This window comes from Protaetiibacter sp. SSC-01 (assembly GCF_014483895.1).
In the GTDB taxonomy this organism is placed as follows: domain Bacteria; phylum Actinomycetota; class Actinomycetes; order Actinomycetales; family Microbacteriaceae; genus Homoserinibacter.
Map to the genome: position 1 here is coordinate 813,491 of NZ_CP059987.1, position 15,028 is coordinate 828,518.

The 15,028-nt window shown below is 68.6% G+C and carries 17 protein-coding genes; 9 read left to right on the forward strand and 8 right to left on the reverse strand.

The features are described 5' to 3' along the window. Nucleotides 1-21 precede the first annotated feature (21 nt). Together H4J02_RS03795 and H4J02_RS03800 are read right to left on the reverse strand one after the other, a co-directional pair. Nucleotides 22-1,641, reverse strand: a complete 1,620-nt coding sequence (locus H4J02_RS03795; protein ID WP_187675787.1) for a DUF2510 domain-containing protein — start codon at nt 1,639-1,641, stop codon at nt 22-24. Between the two features lie 56 nt (nt 1,642-1,697). After that, a complete protein-coding gene (locus H4J02_RS03800; protein WP_187675788.1) occupies nt 1,698-2,255 on the reverse strand; it encodes a TetR/AcrR family transcriptional regulator in 558 nt (185 codons plus the stop codon). A gap of 124 nt (nt 2,256-2,379) precedes the next feature. Here H4J02_RS03800 and H4J02_RS03805 point away from each other — a divergent pair, with 124 nt between their 5' ends. Together H4J02_RS03805 and H4J02_RS03810 are read left to right on the forward strand one after the other, a co-directional pair. Next, nucleotides 2,380-3,198: a carboxylesterase gene (locus H4J02_RS03805; RefSeq protein ID WP_187675789.1), complete on the forward strand. Its 819-nt coding sequence runs from the start codon at nt 2,380-2,382 to the stop codon at nt 3,196-3,198. A 79-nt stretch (nt 3,199-3,277) separates the two neighbouring features. Further along, on the forward strand, nt 3,278-3,628 hold the full coding sequence (locus H4J02_RS03810; protein ID WP_262406203.1) for a TfoX/Sxy family protein: 351 nt from the start codon (nt 3,278-3,280) through the stop codon (nt 3,626-3,628). On the opposite strand, the gene H4J02_RS03815 is transcribed toward H4J02_RS03810, so the two are convergent. Beyond that, on the reverse strand, nt 3,618-4,049 hold the full coding sequence (locus H4J02_RS03815) for a hypothetical protein (RefSeq protein ID WP_187675790.1): 432 nt from the start codon (nt 4,047-4,049) through the stop codon (nt 3,618-3,620). The two genes, H4J02_RS03810 and H4J02_RS03815, sit on opposite strands and share 11 nt — an antisense overlap. A 74-nt stretch (nt 4,050-4,123) precedes the next feature. Between H4J02_RS03815 and fgd the strand changes: the two genes are divergently transcribed. After that, the gene (gene fgd / locus H4J02_RS03820; protein WP_187675791.1) at nt 4,124-5,134 is read left to right on the forward strand and encodes a glucose-6-phosphate dehydrogenase (coenzyme-F420); all 1,011 of its coding nucleotides are present in this window, start codon (nt 4,124-4,126) and stop codon (nt 5,132-5,134) included. Between the two features lie 101 nt (nt 5,135-5,235). On the opposite strand, the gene H4J02_RS03825 is transcribed toward fgd, so the two are convergent. Then, a complete protein-coding gene (locus H4J02_RS03825; RefSeq protein WP_187675792.1) occupies nt 5,236-5,616 on the reverse strand; it encodes a glyoxalase superfamily protein in 381 nt (126 codons plus the stop codon). Between the two features lie 222 nt (nt 5,617-5,838). On the opposite strand from H4J02_RS03825, the gene H4J02_RS03830 reads away from it, so the two are divergent. Then, nucleotides 5,839-6,888, forward strand: coding sequence for a zinc-dependent alcohol dehydrogenase family protein (locus tag H4J02_RS03830; protein ID WP_187675793.1), 1,050 nt, complete (start codon nt 5,839-5,841; stop codon nt 6,886-6,888). Between the two features lie 31 nt (nt 6,889-6,919). On the opposite strand, the gene H4J02_RS03835 is transcribed toward H4J02_RS03830, so the two are convergent. The 4 genes from H4J02_RS03835 to H4J02_RS03850 are packed head-to-tail and all read right to left on the reverse strand — an operon-like array spanning nt 6,920 to nt 9,175. Beyond that, entirely contained in the window at nt 6,920-7,684 is a 765-nt protein-coding gene (locus tag H4J02_RS03835; RefSeq protein WP_187675794.1) for an ABC transporter permease, read from the reverse strand. Beyond that, nucleotides 7,681-8,457 carry an ABC transporter ATP-binding protein gene (locus tag H4J02_RS03840; RefSeq protein WP_187675795.1) on the reverse strand — a complete coding sequence of 259 codons (777 nt, stop codon included), beginning with the start codon at nt 8,455-8,457 and terminating at the stop codon, nt 7,681-7,683. The genes H4J02_RS03835 and H4J02_RS03840 overlap by 4 nt, the downstream gene beginning before the upstream one ends. Continuing rightward, entirely contained in the window at nt 8,454-8,843 is a 390-nt protein-coding gene (locus tag H4J02_RS03845) for a DUF1048 domain-containing protein (RefSeq protein WP_187675796.1), read from the reverse strand. Before H4J02_RS03845 ends, H4J02_RS03840 begins: the two co-directional genes overlap by 4 nt. After that, nucleotides 8,840-9,175, reverse strand: coding sequence for a PadR family transcriptional regulator (locus tag H4J02_RS03850; protein WP_187675797.1), 336 nt, complete (start codon nt 9,173-9,175; stop codon nt 8,840-8,842). The genes H4J02_RS03845 and H4J02_RS03850 overlap by 4 nt, the downstream gene beginning before the upstream one ends. A gap of 150 nt (nt 9,176-9,325) precedes the next feature. Here H4J02_RS03850 and H4J02_RS03855 point away from each other — a divergent pair, with 150 nt between their 5' ends. The 5 genes from H4J02_RS03855 to H4J02_RS03875 all read left to right on the forward strand — a co-directional run bounded on the left by H4J02_RS03855 (nt 9,326) and on the right by H4J02_RS03875 (nt 14,966). Then, nucleotides 9,326-9,604 carry a hypothetical protein gene (locus H4J02_RS03855; protein ID WP_187675798.1) on the forward strand — a complete coding sequence of 93 codons (279 nt, stop codon included), beginning with the start codon at nt 9,326-9,328 and terminating at the stop codon, nt 9,602-9,604. Nucleotides 9,605-9,676: 72 nt separating this feature from the next. Further along, the gene (locus H4J02_RS03860; RefSeq protein ID WP_262406204.1) at nt 9,677-11,014 is read left to right on the forward strand and encodes a serine hydrolase; all 1,338 of its coding nucleotides are present in this window, start codon (nt 9,677-9,679) and stop codon (nt 11,012-11,014) included. 202 nt (nt 11,015-11,216) lie between these two features. Then, nucleotides 11,217-12,110, forward strand: coding sequence for a hypothetical protein (locus tag H4J02_RS03865; RefSeq protein WP_187675799.1), 894 nt, complete (start codon nt 11,217-11,219; stop codon nt 12,108-12,110). Beyond that, complete coding sequence (locus tag H4J02_RS03870) at nt 12,107-14,005, forward strand: hypothetical protein (protein ID WP_187675800.1); 1,899 nt, start codon at nt 12,107-12,109, stop codon at nt 14,003-14,005. The genes H4J02_RS03865 and H4J02_RS03870 overlap by 4 nt, the downstream gene beginning before the upstream one ends. Before the next feature lie 22 nt (nt 14,006-14,027). Continuing rightward, nucleotides 14,028-14,966, forward strand: a complete 939-nt coding sequence (locus tag H4J02_RS03875; RefSeq protein ID WP_187675801.1) for a hypothetical protein — start codon at nt 14,028-14,030, stop codon at nt 14,964-14,966. The last annotated feature ends 62 nt before the right edge of the window (nt 14,967-15,028 follow it).

The window sequence follows — 15,028 nt, forward strand, 5'->3', positions numbered from 1 at the left end:
CCGTGATGGCGGGAGTGGGGATCAGGCGAAGAAGCCGAGCGAACCGAGCAGCAGCACGGCGAACAGCACCGCGCCGACCGGCACGAGCACCGAGACGAACACGCCCATCAGCAGGCCCGCGAGCGACTTGCCGAACCCGACCTGGCGGCGTCGCGCGGCGACGAGGCCGACGATGCCCGAGATGATCGCGACGACGCCCGACACCCACGCGCCGAGGCTCATGAGGCCGCCCGCGAGGTCGATGATGTCGAGCATGCGCAGCACGAAGCCGACCACGACGCCGAGCGCGGCGCCGAGGCCCGTGCGGAACGCGATGTCGGCGGCCTTGTTCGTGGCGGGGAACGGCGAGTAGGCGGGCGTGAACGGCGGGCGTCCGCTCGTCATGGTCGCCGACGGCAGGGTGCTCACGGGCGCGGCGGGGGCGGGGGCTGCCGGCATCGCGGGTGCCTCGGCCTGATCGGCCTGGTGGATGACCGTGCGGTAGCGGTTCGCGATCTCGGGGTCGGCGGATGCCGTGAAGCCGACGGGACGCACGGCCGGGAGCGCCGGGGCGGGCACGGCGGGCTCGGGCGCGGCATCCGCGTGCTTGCCGGCGCGGGGCTGGAGGTCCTCGGCGGTGAGCGCCGCGACGGGCGCGGCCGGCAGCACGAAGCCTGCGGCTGCGGCGCTCTCGACGGGGAGGGTCGGGGCGGCGGGGGCTGAGGGGAGGGTGAAGCCGGATGCGGGGGCAGCGTATTCGGGCGTCGGTGCGGTGGGTGCCGGGGCTGGCGCGGGAGCCGGCGCCGGGGCCGGGGCCGCGGGCGCGGCGGCGACCGCAGCGGGCGTTGCAGCGGCTGGGACGGCCGGCGCGGCGAACTCCGGCGCGGTAGGTGCGACCGGACCGGGGGCGGTGAAGTTCGGGGCTGCCTGTACGGCGGGCGCCCCGAACTCGGGCGCTGCCGGAGCACCAGTCGGGGCCGGTGTGACGAGCTCGGATGCGGGCGCGGCCTGATGGGCGGGCTCGCTCGGCATCGCAAAGCCGTCCGGCGCGGGCGCCACGGGTGCGACGAAGGCTGTGGCCTCGGGCGCGACGGCGGGCAGCGGGGCCTCGACGGCTGCGGCGACGGGCGCAACGGGCTCGGCCGACGAAGCAACCGAGGTGGGCGTGAGGGTGAAAGGAGACGCGGCAGCCTGTGGCGCGGTGGCGGCCACGGGTTCGGGGTCCGGGGTCAGCCACGGCGGGGTCAGCGAGGGCATGGGAGGCAGCGGGTCTGCCACTGCGGACGCTGCGGGCTCGGCCACCGCGACCGGCGCGGGCTCGGGGGCGGGGGCGAACTCGGTTTCCGGAGCGACTTCGGGAACCGCCGCGGGCGCAACCGCTGCGGGCGCAACCGCGACGGGCGCGAACTCGCGGGCCGCGACATCCGCGGTCACGGGCTCGGTCGTGGGCGTCATCGAGAAGACGAAGGGTTCCGGCTCGGGCTGCGGCTCGGGGCGCTCCTCGACGAGGGTCGCGACGTGCGGGGCGAACGCCGCGGGCACCTCGGCGCCGAGCGGCTGACGGGTGTGCTCGGTCCACGAGCTGCCCGACCACCAGCGCTCGGCCGAGGGGTCGCCGGGGTCGGGAAACCACCCGGCGGCGGGCGCGGCACTCGACTCCATACCTATACCGTCATCGACCGGGACGCCTCGGTTCTAGCCCCCGAAATGGGTGGAGCTCAGTCGAGACCCGCGGCGCGGCGCGCGGCGGCCACGAAGGCGGGCCGCACGCGGTCCCAGCCGTCGAGATAGCCGCCGACCATCGCGGCGTCGCGCAGCAGCACGAGCTCGCCGGCCGCGAGCTCCGGATCCGCCGTGCCGGCATCCGCGAGGAGCGCCGTGAGGGTGGAGCGGAACCACTCGCGGTGCCGGGCGACGGCCTCGCGCACGGGGCTCGCCGCATCCGGGTACTCGGCCGAGGCGTTGATGAAGGGGCAGCCGCGGGTGTGGTTGCGGGCGACGTCGGCCGCGAGCCCCTCGATCACGAGCTCGAGCCGGGCGACGGCATTGTCGGTGCTCGCCTCGGCCTCGGCGAAGGCGGCGCGGATGTGGGCGTCCTCGACGTCGAGGTAGGCCTCGACGAGGTCCTCTTTGCCGGGGAAGTGCCGGTAGAAGGTGGCGCGCGTGACGGCCGCCTCGCTCACGATCCGGTCGACGCCCACGGCGTGGATGCCCTCGCGGTAGAAGAGCTCGGATGCGGTGCGCAGCAGGCGCTCGCGGGGTTCGGAACGGGCCATGCGAAAAATGATAGAACGATCTTTCTCTTTTTGCTTGACATCGGGTCGTTGCGCGCCTACCTTCGCATCAACAAGAAAGAACGATCGTTCTACAAAGCGATCGTCAAACCAAGGAGAAGAAGTCATGACCGCCACCAAGACCCCCATCGTCCTCGTCCACGGGCTCTGGATGACCCCGAAGAGCTGGGACACCTGGGCCGCCTACTTCGAGGCCCGCGGGCACCAGGTGATCCGCCCGGGCTGGCCCGGGATCGACGACCGCGAGGTCGACGACATCCGCCGCAACCCCGAGGCGCTCGCCGGCATCGGCCTGAAGGAGATCGCCGACCACTACGAGCGCATCATCCGGGCGCTGCCCGAGAAGCCCATCATCATGGGGCACTCGTTCGGCGGCCTGCTCACGCAGATGCTCGCCGACCGCGGGCTCGGCGTGGCGTACGTCGGCGTGACCCCCGGCCAGCCGGCGGGCATCACGACCCTGCCGCCGTCGACCGCGCGCTCCGGCTTCCCGGTGCTGTCGAACCCGTTCCGCAAGAACGGCACGACGCCCATCTCGAAGTCGCACTTCCACTTCACGTTCGGCAACGACCTCCCGCGGGCCGCATCCGACGAGATCTGGGAGCAGCAGGCCGTGCCGTCGTACAACCGGGTGTTCTTCGAGGGCGTCGCGGGCGCCTTCAACGAGAAGGGCGGGGTGAGCCACGTCGACTACGGGCGCACCGACCGCGCTCCGCTGCTCATCATCACCGCCGAGCACGACCGCGTCGTGCCGCCGGCCGTGGGTCGCGCGATCGTCAAGAAGTACCGCGAGTCCGGCAGCCCCGCGGTGATCGACTACCGCGAGTTCCCGGGACGCACGCACCGCATCGTGTCCCAGGACGGCTGGGAGGAGGTCGCCGAGTACGCGCTCGACTGGGCGACGTCGCACGCGACAGCCGCGTGACCCCCTGCGCGAGAAGGCGCGGCGCCCTCCGGGCGGCCGCGCCTTCTGCGTTGTCGGCAGAGGGTGGCACACTTCCCGCATGGTGACGGATGCGGAGCGTGCGGCTGCGGATCTCGCCCGGGCCCGGCTCGAGCGGCTCGCGCAGCCCTTCCTCGAGCGCGAGGGGGTGAGCTGGGGTCGCATGTTCTCGACCGACGGCCTCGGCATCCGGGGCAAGATCTTCGCCGTCGTGCCGCACGACGGCGGGCTCATGGTGAAGGTGCCCGAGGCGCGCGCCGACGAGCTCGTCGCCGACGGCGCGGTCGAGCGCATGGTCATGCGCGGCCGCGAGCTGCGCGAGTGGGTCGTGATGCCGGATGCGGCGTCCGACGCCGAGTGGAGCGCGCTCCTCGCCGAGGCGCACGCCTACGTCGACAGCATCACCCCGTAGCGGCCGCCGAGACGAGCCACGCGACGACCTCGGCATCCCGGGGTTGCCGGCGGATGCGCCTGCCGCGCATCTCGAAGTCGTCGGTGCGGATCACGACGAGCCGCAGGCCGTGCTCGGGGATGAGCGCGTCGCGGCGCTCGTCGTAGCGGCGGCGCTGCTCGCCGCGGTGCACGCCCGAGACGGTCAGCCGGTCGGGCTTGTCGAAGAACGGCGTCGGCTGGAAGTGCTGCGACTCGCGGAACTCGACGACGAGCCCGAGCTCGGGCCAGTAGGCGTCGACGGGGAGTCGCACTGCCCGGCCGGAGGTGGGGGAGACGTCTCCGCGCAGCCACTCGAAGCGGTGCTGCCGCAGCCCCGTGGCGCCGAGCGCCGCGTCGCACAGGTCGAGCACGTAGTGCTCGTCGCTCGTCTCCCTGCCCACGGCTCCACGCTATCCGGGGCCGCGCGGAGGCCCGCGCGAAAGCTTCTGGAAATGTCCACGAGCAGAATGGACTCATGACTCGTGCGCTTCGACTCGGATACAAGGCTTCGGCCGAGCAGTTCGCCCCGCGTGACCTCGTGGAGTTCGCGGTGGCCGCGGAGGGGCACGGCTTCGAGTCGGTGACCACCTCCGACCACTTCCAGCCGTGGCGGCACGAGGGCGGTCACGCGCCTTTCTCGCTCGCGTGGATGACGGCCGTCGGCGAGCGCACCTCGAACGTGCTCATCGGCACGAGCGTCATGACGCCGACGTTCCGCTACAACCCGGCCGTCGTCGCGCAGGCGTTCGCGACGATGGGCGTGCTCTACCCCGGACGCATCTTCCTCGGCGTCGGCTCGGGCGAGGCCCTCAACGAGATCGCCACCGGATGGCGCGGCGAGTGGCCGGAGTTCAAGGAGCGTTTCGCGCGCCTCCGCGAGTCGGTCGACCTCATGCGCGCGCTCTGGACCGGCGACCGCGTCAACTTCGAGGGCGAGTACTACCAGACCGTCGACGCGTCCATCTACGACCGCCCCGAGACCCCCATCCCCGTGTACATCGCCGCAGGCGGCCCCCTCGTGGCTCGCTACGCCGGCCGCGCGGGCGACGGCTTCATCTGCACCTCGGGCAAGGGCGCCGAGCTCTACCAGGACCAGCTCATCCCCGCGGTCGAGGAGGGCATCGAGAAGGCGGGCCGCGCATCCGACGACGTCGACCGCATGCTCGAGATCAAGGTCTCGTACGACACCGACTACGACACCGCGCTCGAGAATACGCGCTTCTGGGCGCCGCTCGCGCTCTCGAAGGAGCAGAAGCACGACATCACCGACCCGGTCGAGATGGAGCGGGCGGCGGATGCGCTGCCGATCGAGAAGATCGCGTCGCGCTGGATCGTCGGCAACGACCCCGACAAGGTGGTCGCCGAGATCAAGCAGTACATCGACTGGGGCATGAACCACCTGGTGTTCCACGCGCCCGGCCACGACCAGCGCCGCTTCATGGAGCTCTTCGAGCGCGACCTCGCGCCGCGCCTGCGCGCGCTCTGACGCGTCTCGGGTCGGAACTACAGGCCCGATCCGGGGCTGCCACGGATTCGCGGGGCCCAACCCCCGCATCCGGCCTGTAGTTCCGACGCTCGGCGCCCGACTCAGGCCGCGTCGTCGCGCTTCGGCAGCTCCTGCACCGACCATGTGTTGCCGTCGGGGTCGGCGAAGTAGACGAAACGACCCCACGGCTGCTCGTCGACGCCCTGCGCCTCGACACCGCGGGCGCGCAGGTCGGCGAGCGCCTCATCCGCGTTCGACACGACCACCTGGAGCGCGCGCAGCGAGCCGGGTTCCATGTCGCCGAGGCCGACGCCGAACGCGATCGAGCACGCGGAGCCGGGCGGGGTCACCTGGATGAAGCGCAGGTTCTCGTTCACGACAACGTCGTGGTCGACGGGCCAGCCGAGCTGATCGCCGTAGAACGCCTTCGAACGGTCCGCGTCTGAGACGGGCACGCCCACGAGTTCGATCCGATAGTCCATGGCTGGCTCCTTTGCTCTCTGACCACGACGCTACGAGTCGATGCGGACGCATCCCGTCCTCATTCCGAGAGCCCCAGCGCGAATGTCACCCCGCGCACCTCAGAAATGCAGGAGAAAGCCCCGCCGCGGAGGACTCGGAGCCGGATGCCGGGCCCACCCACGAGAATCTCGTGCATTTCTGAGGTCGTGCGCCGTCATCCCGCGCCCGCGTAGCCTCGGAGCATGCACGCGACGCTCATCCACGCACCCGGTGACATCCGTTTCGAAGAGGTCCCCGACCCCGTGCTCTCCACCGGCGGCGACGCCATCGTGCGCGTGGTGGCAGCGTGCGTGTGCGGCTCGGACCTGTGGCCGTACCGCGGCGTCACGCCGACCCACGAGCCGCACCGCATCGGGCACGAGTTCGTCGGCGTCGTCGAGCAGGTCGGGTCGGAGGTCAGCCGTATCAAGGTCGGCGACTTCGTGATCGCCCCGTTCTACGACTGCGACATGGAGTGCGTGAACTGTCGCAACGGGTTCTCGACGTCGTGCCTGAACGGCGGATGGTGGGGCTCCGACGACCGGATGGGCGCGTTCGCCGACGGCGGGCAGGGCGAGCGCATCCGCGTGCCGCACGCCGACGGTTCGCTCGTCGCGACGCCCGCGATGCCCGACGACGCGCTCGTGCCGCACCTGCTGACCCTCGCCGACGTCATGGGCACGGGCCACCACGCCGCCGTCTCGGGCGGCGCCGGTCCCGGTAAGAACGTCGTCGTCGTGGGCGACGGCGCCGTCGGGCTGTGTGCCGTGCTCGCCTCCGCGCGCCTCGGCGCCGAGCGCATCGTGCTCATGTCGCGCCATGCCGACCGCCAGCAGCTCGGCCGCCGCTTCGGCGCGACCGACATCGTGGAGGAGCGGGGCAAGGAGGGCGTCGCCCGCATCCGCGAGCTCTTCGACGGGGTGGGAGCGGATGTCGTGCTCGAGTGCGTGGGAACCGCCGAGTCGATGGACCAGGCGCTGCGCTCCGCCCGCCCCGGCGGCCAGGTGGGCTTCGTGGGCGTGCCGAACGGCGGACCCGAGCTGCCCGTGCGCCGCATGTTCGATACGAACGTCGGCGTGCGCGGGGGAGTGGCGCCCGTGCGCAACTACGTCGAGGAGCTGCTGCCCGAGGTGTGGGACGGCCGCCTGCAGCCGGGCCTCGTGTTCGACCTCGAGCTGCCGATGAGCGAGGTGGCGGAGGCCTACGCCGCGATGGACGAGCGCCGCGCCATCAAGGTGCTGCTGCGCCCGTAGCGGCGGAGGCGAACCCTTCCACCGCGCCCGGCTACCGCGCCATCCGCCTCCGGTACACGAGCCCCGCCGCGACGATCGCCACCACGAGGATCCCGAGGCACCACGCGAGCGCGACCCACAGGTCGGTGCCGACGGGCGTGCCCGCGAAGATCGCCCGGATGCTGTCGACGATCGACGTGACGGGCTGGTTCTCGGCGAACCACCGCACAGGCCCCGGCATCGTCTCGGTCGGCACGAACGCCGAGCTCACGAACGGCAGGAAGATGAGCGGGTAGGAGAACGCCCCCGCCCCCTCGGCCGAGCTCGCGGCGAGCCCCGCGACGACGGCGACCCACGTGAGCGCAAGCGTGAAGAGCACGAGGATGCCGGCCACGGCGAGCCAGCCGAGCACGCTCGCGCCGGTGCGGAACCCCATGAGCAGGGCGACTCCGACGACGAGCGCGAGCGACAGCAGGTTCGCCACGAGCGACGTGAGCACGTGCGCCCACAGCACGCCCGACCGCGCGATCGGCAGCGAGCGGAAGCGCTCGACGATGCCGTTCGAGAGGTCCATGTAGAGCCGGTACGAGGTGTACGCGACCCCCGACGCGATCGTGATGAGCATGATGCCCGGCAGCAGGTAGTCGACGTACGCGACGCCCCCGGTGTCGATCGCCCCGCCGAACACGTAGACGAACAGCAGCATGATGCCGACGGGCGTGATCGCCGTCGTGACGATCGTGTCGATGCTGCGCGTGATGTGGCGGAGGCTGCGGCCGGTCAGCACGACCGTGTCGCCGACGATGTGCGTGCTCACGAGCGCGCTCCTTCCTGACGTGCGCCGACGACGGCGAAGAAGATCTCCTCGAGCGTCGGCTGCTTCTCGACGTACTGCACCTCGGCGGGCGGCAGCAGCTTCACGAGCTCGGGGAGCGTGCCGTCGACGATGATGCGGCCCTCGTGGAGGATCGCGATGCGGTCGGCGAGCTGCTCCGCCTCCTCGAGGTACTGGGTGGTGAGGAGCACGGTCGTGCCGCGCCCCGCGAGGCTGCGCACGGCATCCCACACCTCGATCCGCGCCTCGGGGTCGAGCCCGGTGGTGGGCTCGTCGAGGAACACGACCTTCGGGTCGCCGATGAGGCTCATGGCGATGTCGAGCCGCCGCCGCATGCCGCCGGAGTAGGTGCCGGCGCGGCGGTCGGCGGCGTCGGTGAGTGAGAACTGCGCGAGCAGGGCCTCGGCGACGCCCCGGGGGTCGCGCTCGCGGCGGAGGCGGGCGACGAGCGCGAGGTTCTCGCGTCCCGTGAGCACCTCGTCGACGGCCGCGAACTGGCCCGTGAGGCTGATCGCCTCGCGCACGCGCCCCGGCTGGGTGGCGACGTCGAACCCGGCGACGCGTGCCTCGCCCGCATCCGCCTCGGTGAGCGTCGCGAGGATGCGCACGAGCGTCGTCTTGCCGGCGCCGTTCGACCCGAGCAGGGCCTGGATGCTGCCGGGCGCGACCTCGAGGTCGACGCCGCGCAGCACCTGCAGCTCGCCGTAGGCCTTCTCGAGGCCGCGGACCCGGATGGCGGGGTCGCCGCGCGTCATGATCCCGCCTCCTCGGGGCGCTCGCCCTCGGCGATGCCGGCCTCGTCGACCGCCTTGCGCAGGCGGGCGCGCTCCTTCTCGGTCCAGTCCTTGCCCGCGTAGGCGGAACGGAACGTGTCGACGAACTCGACGGGGTCGTCGCCGACGATCTCGCGGACGGGTGTGCCGTCGGCGACCGCGCGCTGCCAGATGTCGAGGAGGTCCTCGAGCATCCGCACGAACGTCTCGCCGTCGGTCACGCCGCCGGCCTGAATGAGGTAGCGGTCGACGGCCTTCGCGGTCGTGAGGTACGGCTCGGGGAGCGCCTCGACGCCCTCGCGGTAGCGCTTGTAGCGCTTCTTCTGCTCAAGGGAGCCGGCGACGGCTTCGATCCATCGGGCGGTCATTGCTTTTCTCCTTCGTCGTGAAGTGCGGCCAGGCGGTCCGCGAGGAAGCTCCAGTTGGTCCAGAACTCGTCGAGCGCGTCGTGTCCCGCGGCGTTGAGCGAGTAGACCTTGCGGGGCGGGCCCTTCTCGGAGGGCACCTTCTCGACGTCGACGAGGCCGCGCTGCTCGATGCGCAGCAGCACGGCGTAGACCGTGCCCTCGACGATGTCGGTGAACCCGAGGTCGCGCAGCCGCGAGGTGATCTCGTAGCCGTGCGCGGGTTCGCGGGCGAGCGCCGCGAGGAGCATGCCCTCGAGGAACCCCTTGAGCATCTCGGTCATCTGCTTGCCCATCGACGTCCTCACTATTCTGTGATGCTGAGTACCGGTAGACGGTAACACTGAGTACCGGTACTTGGCAATAGTGAGTACCGGGAGCGCTGCCCGGCGGATCCGGGGGACAACCCCAGGGCGCCCACCGCATCCGCTTCCTACGCTGGAGTCATGCCTGACGTGCCCGCCCCCATCTCGCCCGAGCGACGCACCGCGCTCCTGAACGCCGAGGTCGCCCGTCTTGCCGCGCAGGGCTGGACGGTGAGCACCGTGTCGGGCGACCAGGGGATCCTGCAGCGCAAGAAGCGCATCGGCTGGTTCTGGAACACGATCCTCACGATCATCACGGGCGGCCTGTGGCTCATCGTGGTGATCGTGCGCGTCGTGAACCGCAAGATCGAGACGCTCGTGGTGACGGTCGACGCTTCCGGGGTGGTGCACATCCGCTGAAGTCGGGCGGCTGCCCAGTGGGGGCGGCGCGCGTGGCGCATCGCGCGGGCGCCACGGGATAGCATCCGGTTCGTGCGTCTCCTCCGTCGGGTCGGCATCGTCGCCGCATCCCTCGTCCTCGTCTTCGTCGTCGCGCTCACGGGCGTCTACTTCTGGCAGGGCCCGCTGCTCCTGACCGGCACGGGCTACGCCGCGCACAACGCGTGCGCGGTGACGCAGCTCGCGGGTCGCGAGAACCCCGAGACCGACCTGCCGCCCAACCCGCTCGTGCCGTACCTCGCCGTCGATGTGGGCGGGGTGACCACGGCATCCGTGCTCGGGGTCGGCACGCCGCAGCAGGCGCGCCACACCGAGGGCTTCGGATGCACGCTCGCCTCGGGGCCGCTCGACCTCGGCGAGCCGACCGCGGTCTCGTCGGACGGCAATCCGTTCGCGGATGCCGTGGTCGCATCCGAGAACCCCGAGCTCGAGGCCGCGATCGACCGGGCTTTCGCAGTCGGCGAGCCGGATGAGGTGGTCGAGCTGATCGGAACCCGCGGCGTCGTCGTCGTGAAGGACGGCGAGCTCGTGGGGGAGCGGTACGCCGACGGCTTCGACGAGTCGACGCCGCAGCTCGGTTGGTCGATGTCGAAGAGCGTCACTTCGCTCATGACGGGCATGCTCGTGAAGCAGGGCGTCGTGTCGCTCGACGACGACCAGCTGCGCCCCGAGTGGACCGACGAGCGCGCGTCGATCACCGTCGAGAACCTGCTGCGCATGAACGCCGGCCTCGAGTGGGACGAGACCTACGACCTCGGCACGCCCATCACACGGATGCTGTACCTCGAGCCCGACATGGGGTCCTACGTCGCGGGGCTGCCGCTCGCGCACGGCGTCGGCGAGGTGCAACAGTACTCGAGCGGTTCGACGAACGTGCTGTGCTCGGTGCTCGCCTCGCGCACAGGGCTGGGCACCGACCTGCCGCGCCAGACGATCTTCCAGGCGCTCGGCCTCTCCTCGGCGGTGTGGGAGCCGGATGCCGCGGGCACCCCCGTCTGCTCGTCCTACCTCTGGGCGACCCCGCGCGACTGGGCCGCGATCGGCCAGTTCGCGCTGCAGAAGGGCGAGTGGAACGGCGAGCAGCTGCTGCCGGAGGACTGGATGGAGACGAGCTTAACGCTCGTCGACCACCCCGAGAGTGACGACCCGGGCTACGGCATGGGCTGGCGCACCAACGTGCTGCCCGACGGGACGCTGCGCTGGCCGTCGCTCCCCGAGGACGCGTTCTCCGCCAACGGCCACGACGGGCAGATGATGATCGTGATCCCCTCCGAGGGGCTCGTCGTGGTGCGGCTCGGCTTCACGCCCGAGGCGTCGGCGTCGGACACCGTGGTGCAGCTCGCGGCGGACGCGATCGCGGCGCTGGAGTAGAGCGCGCTGTTCCGCGCCGATACCGGCTAGCTCTCTTCCAGGCGTGGCCCGCTCCGGCGGCAGGTCGGCTCCTGGGTGCCGACAGGCGGCCCGGTCGGTTCGGGGTCCGGGGAGGTCGGCAGCAAGGCCCGGAGGCCACACCATGCAGACGGGCAGTGCACTATGGTCGAGTCATTCTCAGTGTGAGGGGACAGGGTCATAGATGTCAGCCGACGAAATCCTGGACTTGCGTGCGTACTACACGCGAGTTCAGCTCTGGCCTGACCAACCGTTTGACATCCGGCCACGCGAGTGGCTCGGGAATTTTCACGACGCGCGAGACTTCGGGATCGCGAGCGCCCTGCTGGACAGTTTCATCCACTTCAGCGAGAAGCAAACGTTCAAGCTTTTCGAATCCGCGTTCGCGTCCTTGGCAGCAACGGACTTTGTACGGTCATTGCCGGGCTCGGACCTCGCGGCTAAGTGGCGGGCCTTTCGGGGGGCCGTTCTCGTTTCATTTCCCGAAGGTGATGATGAGTCCGCGAGTGGGTCAGGCTACGTGTTCGTGCGCCAGGCGCGCCAGCGATTGAGAATTCAAGAGTCGCGACTCGTGGATCCGTCGCAACTCGTTTCAATCTTGACTAGTGGCGCGGGCTCTCGCCCGATTGTGCTCGTGGACGACATCGTGGGATCGGGCGACCAGTTCCTAGAAACGTGGAGCCGGCCATACGACGTAGGGGGGCAGCGCATCACCTTGCGGGACGCTGTGGCGAATAGCGGATCAACGCTCTTCTATGCCCCAGCGTTGTGCACGGAAGAGGGTTACTCGAGGATTGCGGTTCGGGCGCCCGATGTCGTGATTTCCCCCGCACATATGATCCCCCGGGTCTACGGGGCGGGCGATCCGGAGACGATTCTGGTCCCCGACCACCTTCGACCGGAGTTGCATGACTTCATCATCCGAACGTCGGCCCGCATCGGGGTGTCGGAGAGTCAAGCTTATGGACATCGAGGCTTTGGGCTCGCGATCTCCTTTGACCATTCAATGCCCGATCTCACGCTGCCCATTTTCTGGGCGGAGCGAGCGGGCTGGACTCCGCTAAGGACCAGACGGTGAGCAAACTTACTGAAGAGCAGAAGATCACGCTTCGCGCTTCTCTTAGCCGGGGTGTTGGGCTGTACCGGGCGGAGTATCTGGGCGAGCGCCTGTTCGAGTTCTTCACGCGTCCCAGCTACTGGGAAAAGCTCGGAGGGCAACAGCCAGTCTTCTTGGTGGGCGGTCGTGGAACCGGGAAGACCCATGCACTTCGCGCGCTGGCGTACCAAGGCCAGCATCAGTTCCTAGGCAGTGACATCGCCAGATGGGAGTCTGTCGGGTTCTACTGGCGAGTCGAGACCAATGCTGTGGCCGCCTTCCGCGGGACGAGACTAACCGAAGACGACTGGATTCGGTTGTTCGCCCATTTCGTCAACCTACAGATGACTCGCCTAGTTCTGGAGTTTGTGAATTGGCGCGCCACGTCGTTGGAGCAGCCGACCTACTTCGATCCAGTCGCGCTGTCGCGCGCAGCCCTGTCGCTCGGCCTCCCGAAGACCGGCGATCTCGACACCTTCGCCGAGGCAGTCCGTGACGAGATCGTGCTCTTCGAGCACGAGATCAATCGGATCGCGGGTCAGATAGGCGACGTCAATCTGTCAATGCTCGGGAAGCCCATCGAACACCTGCTTCGCGCGCTTGACGTTGATCCGGACCTCGCCGGAAAGTTCTACACGTTTTGTATCGATGAGTACGAGAACCTGGAGGACTATCAGCAGAAGGTCCTGAACACCCTTGTGAAGCATGTCGGGGACAGTGGCTACACCTTCAAGATTGGGACGCGGGAAACTGGACTTCGTGTCCGCAGCACATTGAGCCCAAACGAGTTCCTTATGGAGCCAGCGGATTTCATGACTGTCGACGTTGTTGAAGAGTTGAAGGCGCAAGGGTTCGAGGATTTTGCGCGAAAGGTGTGCGAGCGCCGCCTTCCGGACACCGGGGTCCGGCCTCTGCCTCTAAGCGGCCGGAACGGGTTGTTTCCGAATCTCTCCGAGGAAGAGGAAGCCATCGCGCTAGGAGTCGAGAAACGAAACGCTGAGATTCGTCGCCACCTAGAAGGGGAGGGCGCGGGCCCGGACGAGTTGATGGCCTTCGACGCAATGAGTCCGCTATCGGCGTATCTGGTCGACTACTGGGCGCGGTCTGATGGAACATCCCGGCGTGCGGCTCTGAGTGAAGCTATCGCTCAACCAGCCGCATGGCGGGTCCGTTTGGGGAACTATTCGTACGCGATGTTGTTCACCATCAGACGTGGCAAGAGTGGCCTAAAGAAGTACTACGCAGGCTGGTCCACCATCGCGCATCTCGCTGATGGCAACATTCGATACTTGCTAAATGTTGTCACGCTTGCGCTTGAGTCTCACGTTGCGAATGGCAATCAACTGGACGCATCCGTGCCGGCAAGCGTCCAGACCGAAGCGGCGATGGAGATGGGATCCAACATGGTCCGGGAGCTCCAAGGCCTTGATGTGCGAGGGGCGCAACTCACACGATTGGCGTTGGGATTGGGGCGCGTGTTCGGAGTGTTTGCAGCGGACCCCTACGGACATACCCCAGAGGTCGCGCAGTTCCGCCTTCGTGATGATGGCGCGGACTCGGCGGAGGTTAGTGCTCTCCTGAACGCGGCGGTGATGCACTCGTGCCTCAAGCGAATCGCCGGTGACAAGCTGGCGCTGGTTTCGTCCGAGACGAAGGAGTACAACTACCAGCTTCACCCGATATACGCGCCATTCTTTGTCTACAGCTACCGGAGCAAGCGGCGCATGACACTCCGTCTTGCGGATCTTCTAGAACTCGCTTCGCCAGCGTCAAGAATCGCCATCGCTCGCGTTCTTCGCCGAGCGCACCGAAGCAATGAGACGGAGCTGCCGGAGCAGTTGGCCCTATTCTCGGAGCACTTCTATGAGTCTGATTGAGCAGCCGCTATACACGCGGGAGATGGCTCGAGACCTGCTGCAGCCCCCGCCCGGATCGTACTACTTGCATGGGCCTGGAGCGATCGAAGAGCGGGGCCAGCTCACACCCGAGTGGGTAGCAGCCCGCGCCGCGACAGGCGTACTCTTCAGTGCGATCGATGAGAGCGACGACTCGATCACCGCCGACGTTGGTGGGACGAGTTGGTCTTGCCGTCTCCACGATGCAACCTCGCTTCAAGACATGCTGAGAGCGATGGCTGGAGAGGTTTATCTGGACATCACTACGTTGACTCATCGGACTTGGGCGCCCCTATTGCGGGCGGCTGTCGAGGCGGACGTGCCAATGAGGATGGTGTACTTAGAACCTGCGAGCTACAGGAGGAGCACGAGCCCGTCGCCGGGGTTGATCTATGACCTTTCGGAACGGATCGACGGCATCGCACCACTGCCAGGATTCGCCCGGGTGGCTGGCCCCTCATCACGTTCTCCAGTGTTCGTTCCGCTCCTCGGGTTTGAAGGGGCCCGGCTTTCTTTCGTGTTGGAGAGTGTTCAGGCGCCGCTAGACGCGACTGTAGTGGTCGTCGGAGTGCCAGGCTTCCGCCCTGAGTACCCGTTCGTCGCGTACGCGGGCAACCGAGTTGCGTTGGACGGTGATCTTGGCCGGAGCGCGCGGCAGGCGAAGGCCAACTGTCCGTTCGACCTCTACCACGAGCTCTACCGAATTCGCCGTGCGTATCCCGAGGCCCCGATGAAGGTCGCCCCTATCGGCACCAAGCCGCACGCTGTGGGCGCTGTCCTCTTCGCTCTGGCCTACCCCGAGAGCGTTGAGCTTGTCTACGATAATCCCGTGCGTTCGACGAACAGAACCGCGGGTGAAGCGCGTTTGTGCCTGTACGACATCTCGGCGTTCGTCAAGTCCGACTTGTACCGGCGAGTGGGCGAGTTCGGATCTGCGGCGTAGTGTCTGTCGACCGCTATTACTCGACTGACTCCGTAGCCGACCAACTTGCAGGGCTGATCCCG

What these genes read in the sequence shown, in the direction of transcription:
- H4J02_RS03795 (WP_187675787.1), bottom strand. Translation starts at nt 1,641, where the DNA reads ATGGAGTCGAGTGCCGCGCCCGCCGCCGGGTGGTTTCCCGACCCCGGC.
- H4J02_RS03800 (WP_187675788.1), bottom strand. Translation starts at nt 2,255, where the DNA reads ATGGCCCGTTCCGAACCCCGCGAGCGCCTGCTGCGCACCGCATCCGAG.
- H4J02_RS03805 (WP_187675789.1), top strand. Translation starts at nt 2,380, where the DNA reads ATGACCGCCACCAAGACCCCCATCGTCCTCGTCCACGGGCTCTGGATG.
- H4J02_RS03810 (WP_262406203.1), top strand. Translation starts at nt 3,278, where the DNA reads ATGGTGACGGATGCGGAGCGTGCGGCTGCGGATCTCGCCCGGGCCCGG.
- fgd (WP_187675791.1), top strand. Translation starts at nt 4,124, where the DNA reads ATGACTCGTGCGCTTCGACTCGGATACAAGGCTTCGGCCGAGCAGTTC.
- H4J02_RS03825 (WP_187675792.1), bottom strand. Translation starts at nt 5,616, where the DNA reads ATGGACTATCGGATCGAACTCGTGGGCGTGCCCGTCTCAGACGCGGAC.
- H4J02_RS03830 (WP_187675793.1), top strand. Translation starts at nt 5,839, where the DNA reads ATGCACGCGACGCTCATCCACGCACCCGGTGACATCCGTTTCGAAGAG.
- H4J02_RS03840 (WP_187675795.1), bottom strand. Translation starts at nt 8,457, where the DNA reads ATGACGCGCGGCGACCCCGCCATCCGGGTCCGCGGCCTCGAGAAGGCC.
- H4J02_RS03845 (WP_187675796.1), bottom strand. Translation starts at nt 8,843, where the DNA reads ATGACCGCCCGATGGATCGAAGCCGTCGCCGGCTCCCTTGAGCAGAAG.
- H4J02_RS03850 (WP_187675797.1), bottom strand. Translation starts at nt 9,175, where the DNA reads ATGGGCAAGCAGATGACCGAGATGCTCAAGGGGTTCCTCGAGGGCATG.
- H4J02_RS03855 (WP_187675798.1), top strand. Translation starts at nt 9,326, where the DNA reads ATGCCTGACGTGCCCGCCCCCATCTCGCCCGAGCGACGCACCGCGCTC.
- H4J02_RS03865 (WP_187675799.1), top strand. Translation starts at nt 11,217, where the DNA reads ATGTCAGCCGACGAAATCCTGGACTTGCGTGCGTACTACACGCGAGTT.
- H4J02_RS03875 (WP_187675801.1), top strand. Translation starts at nt 14,028, where the DNA reads ATGGCTCGAGACCTGCTGCAGCCCCCGCCCGGATCGTACTACTTGCAT.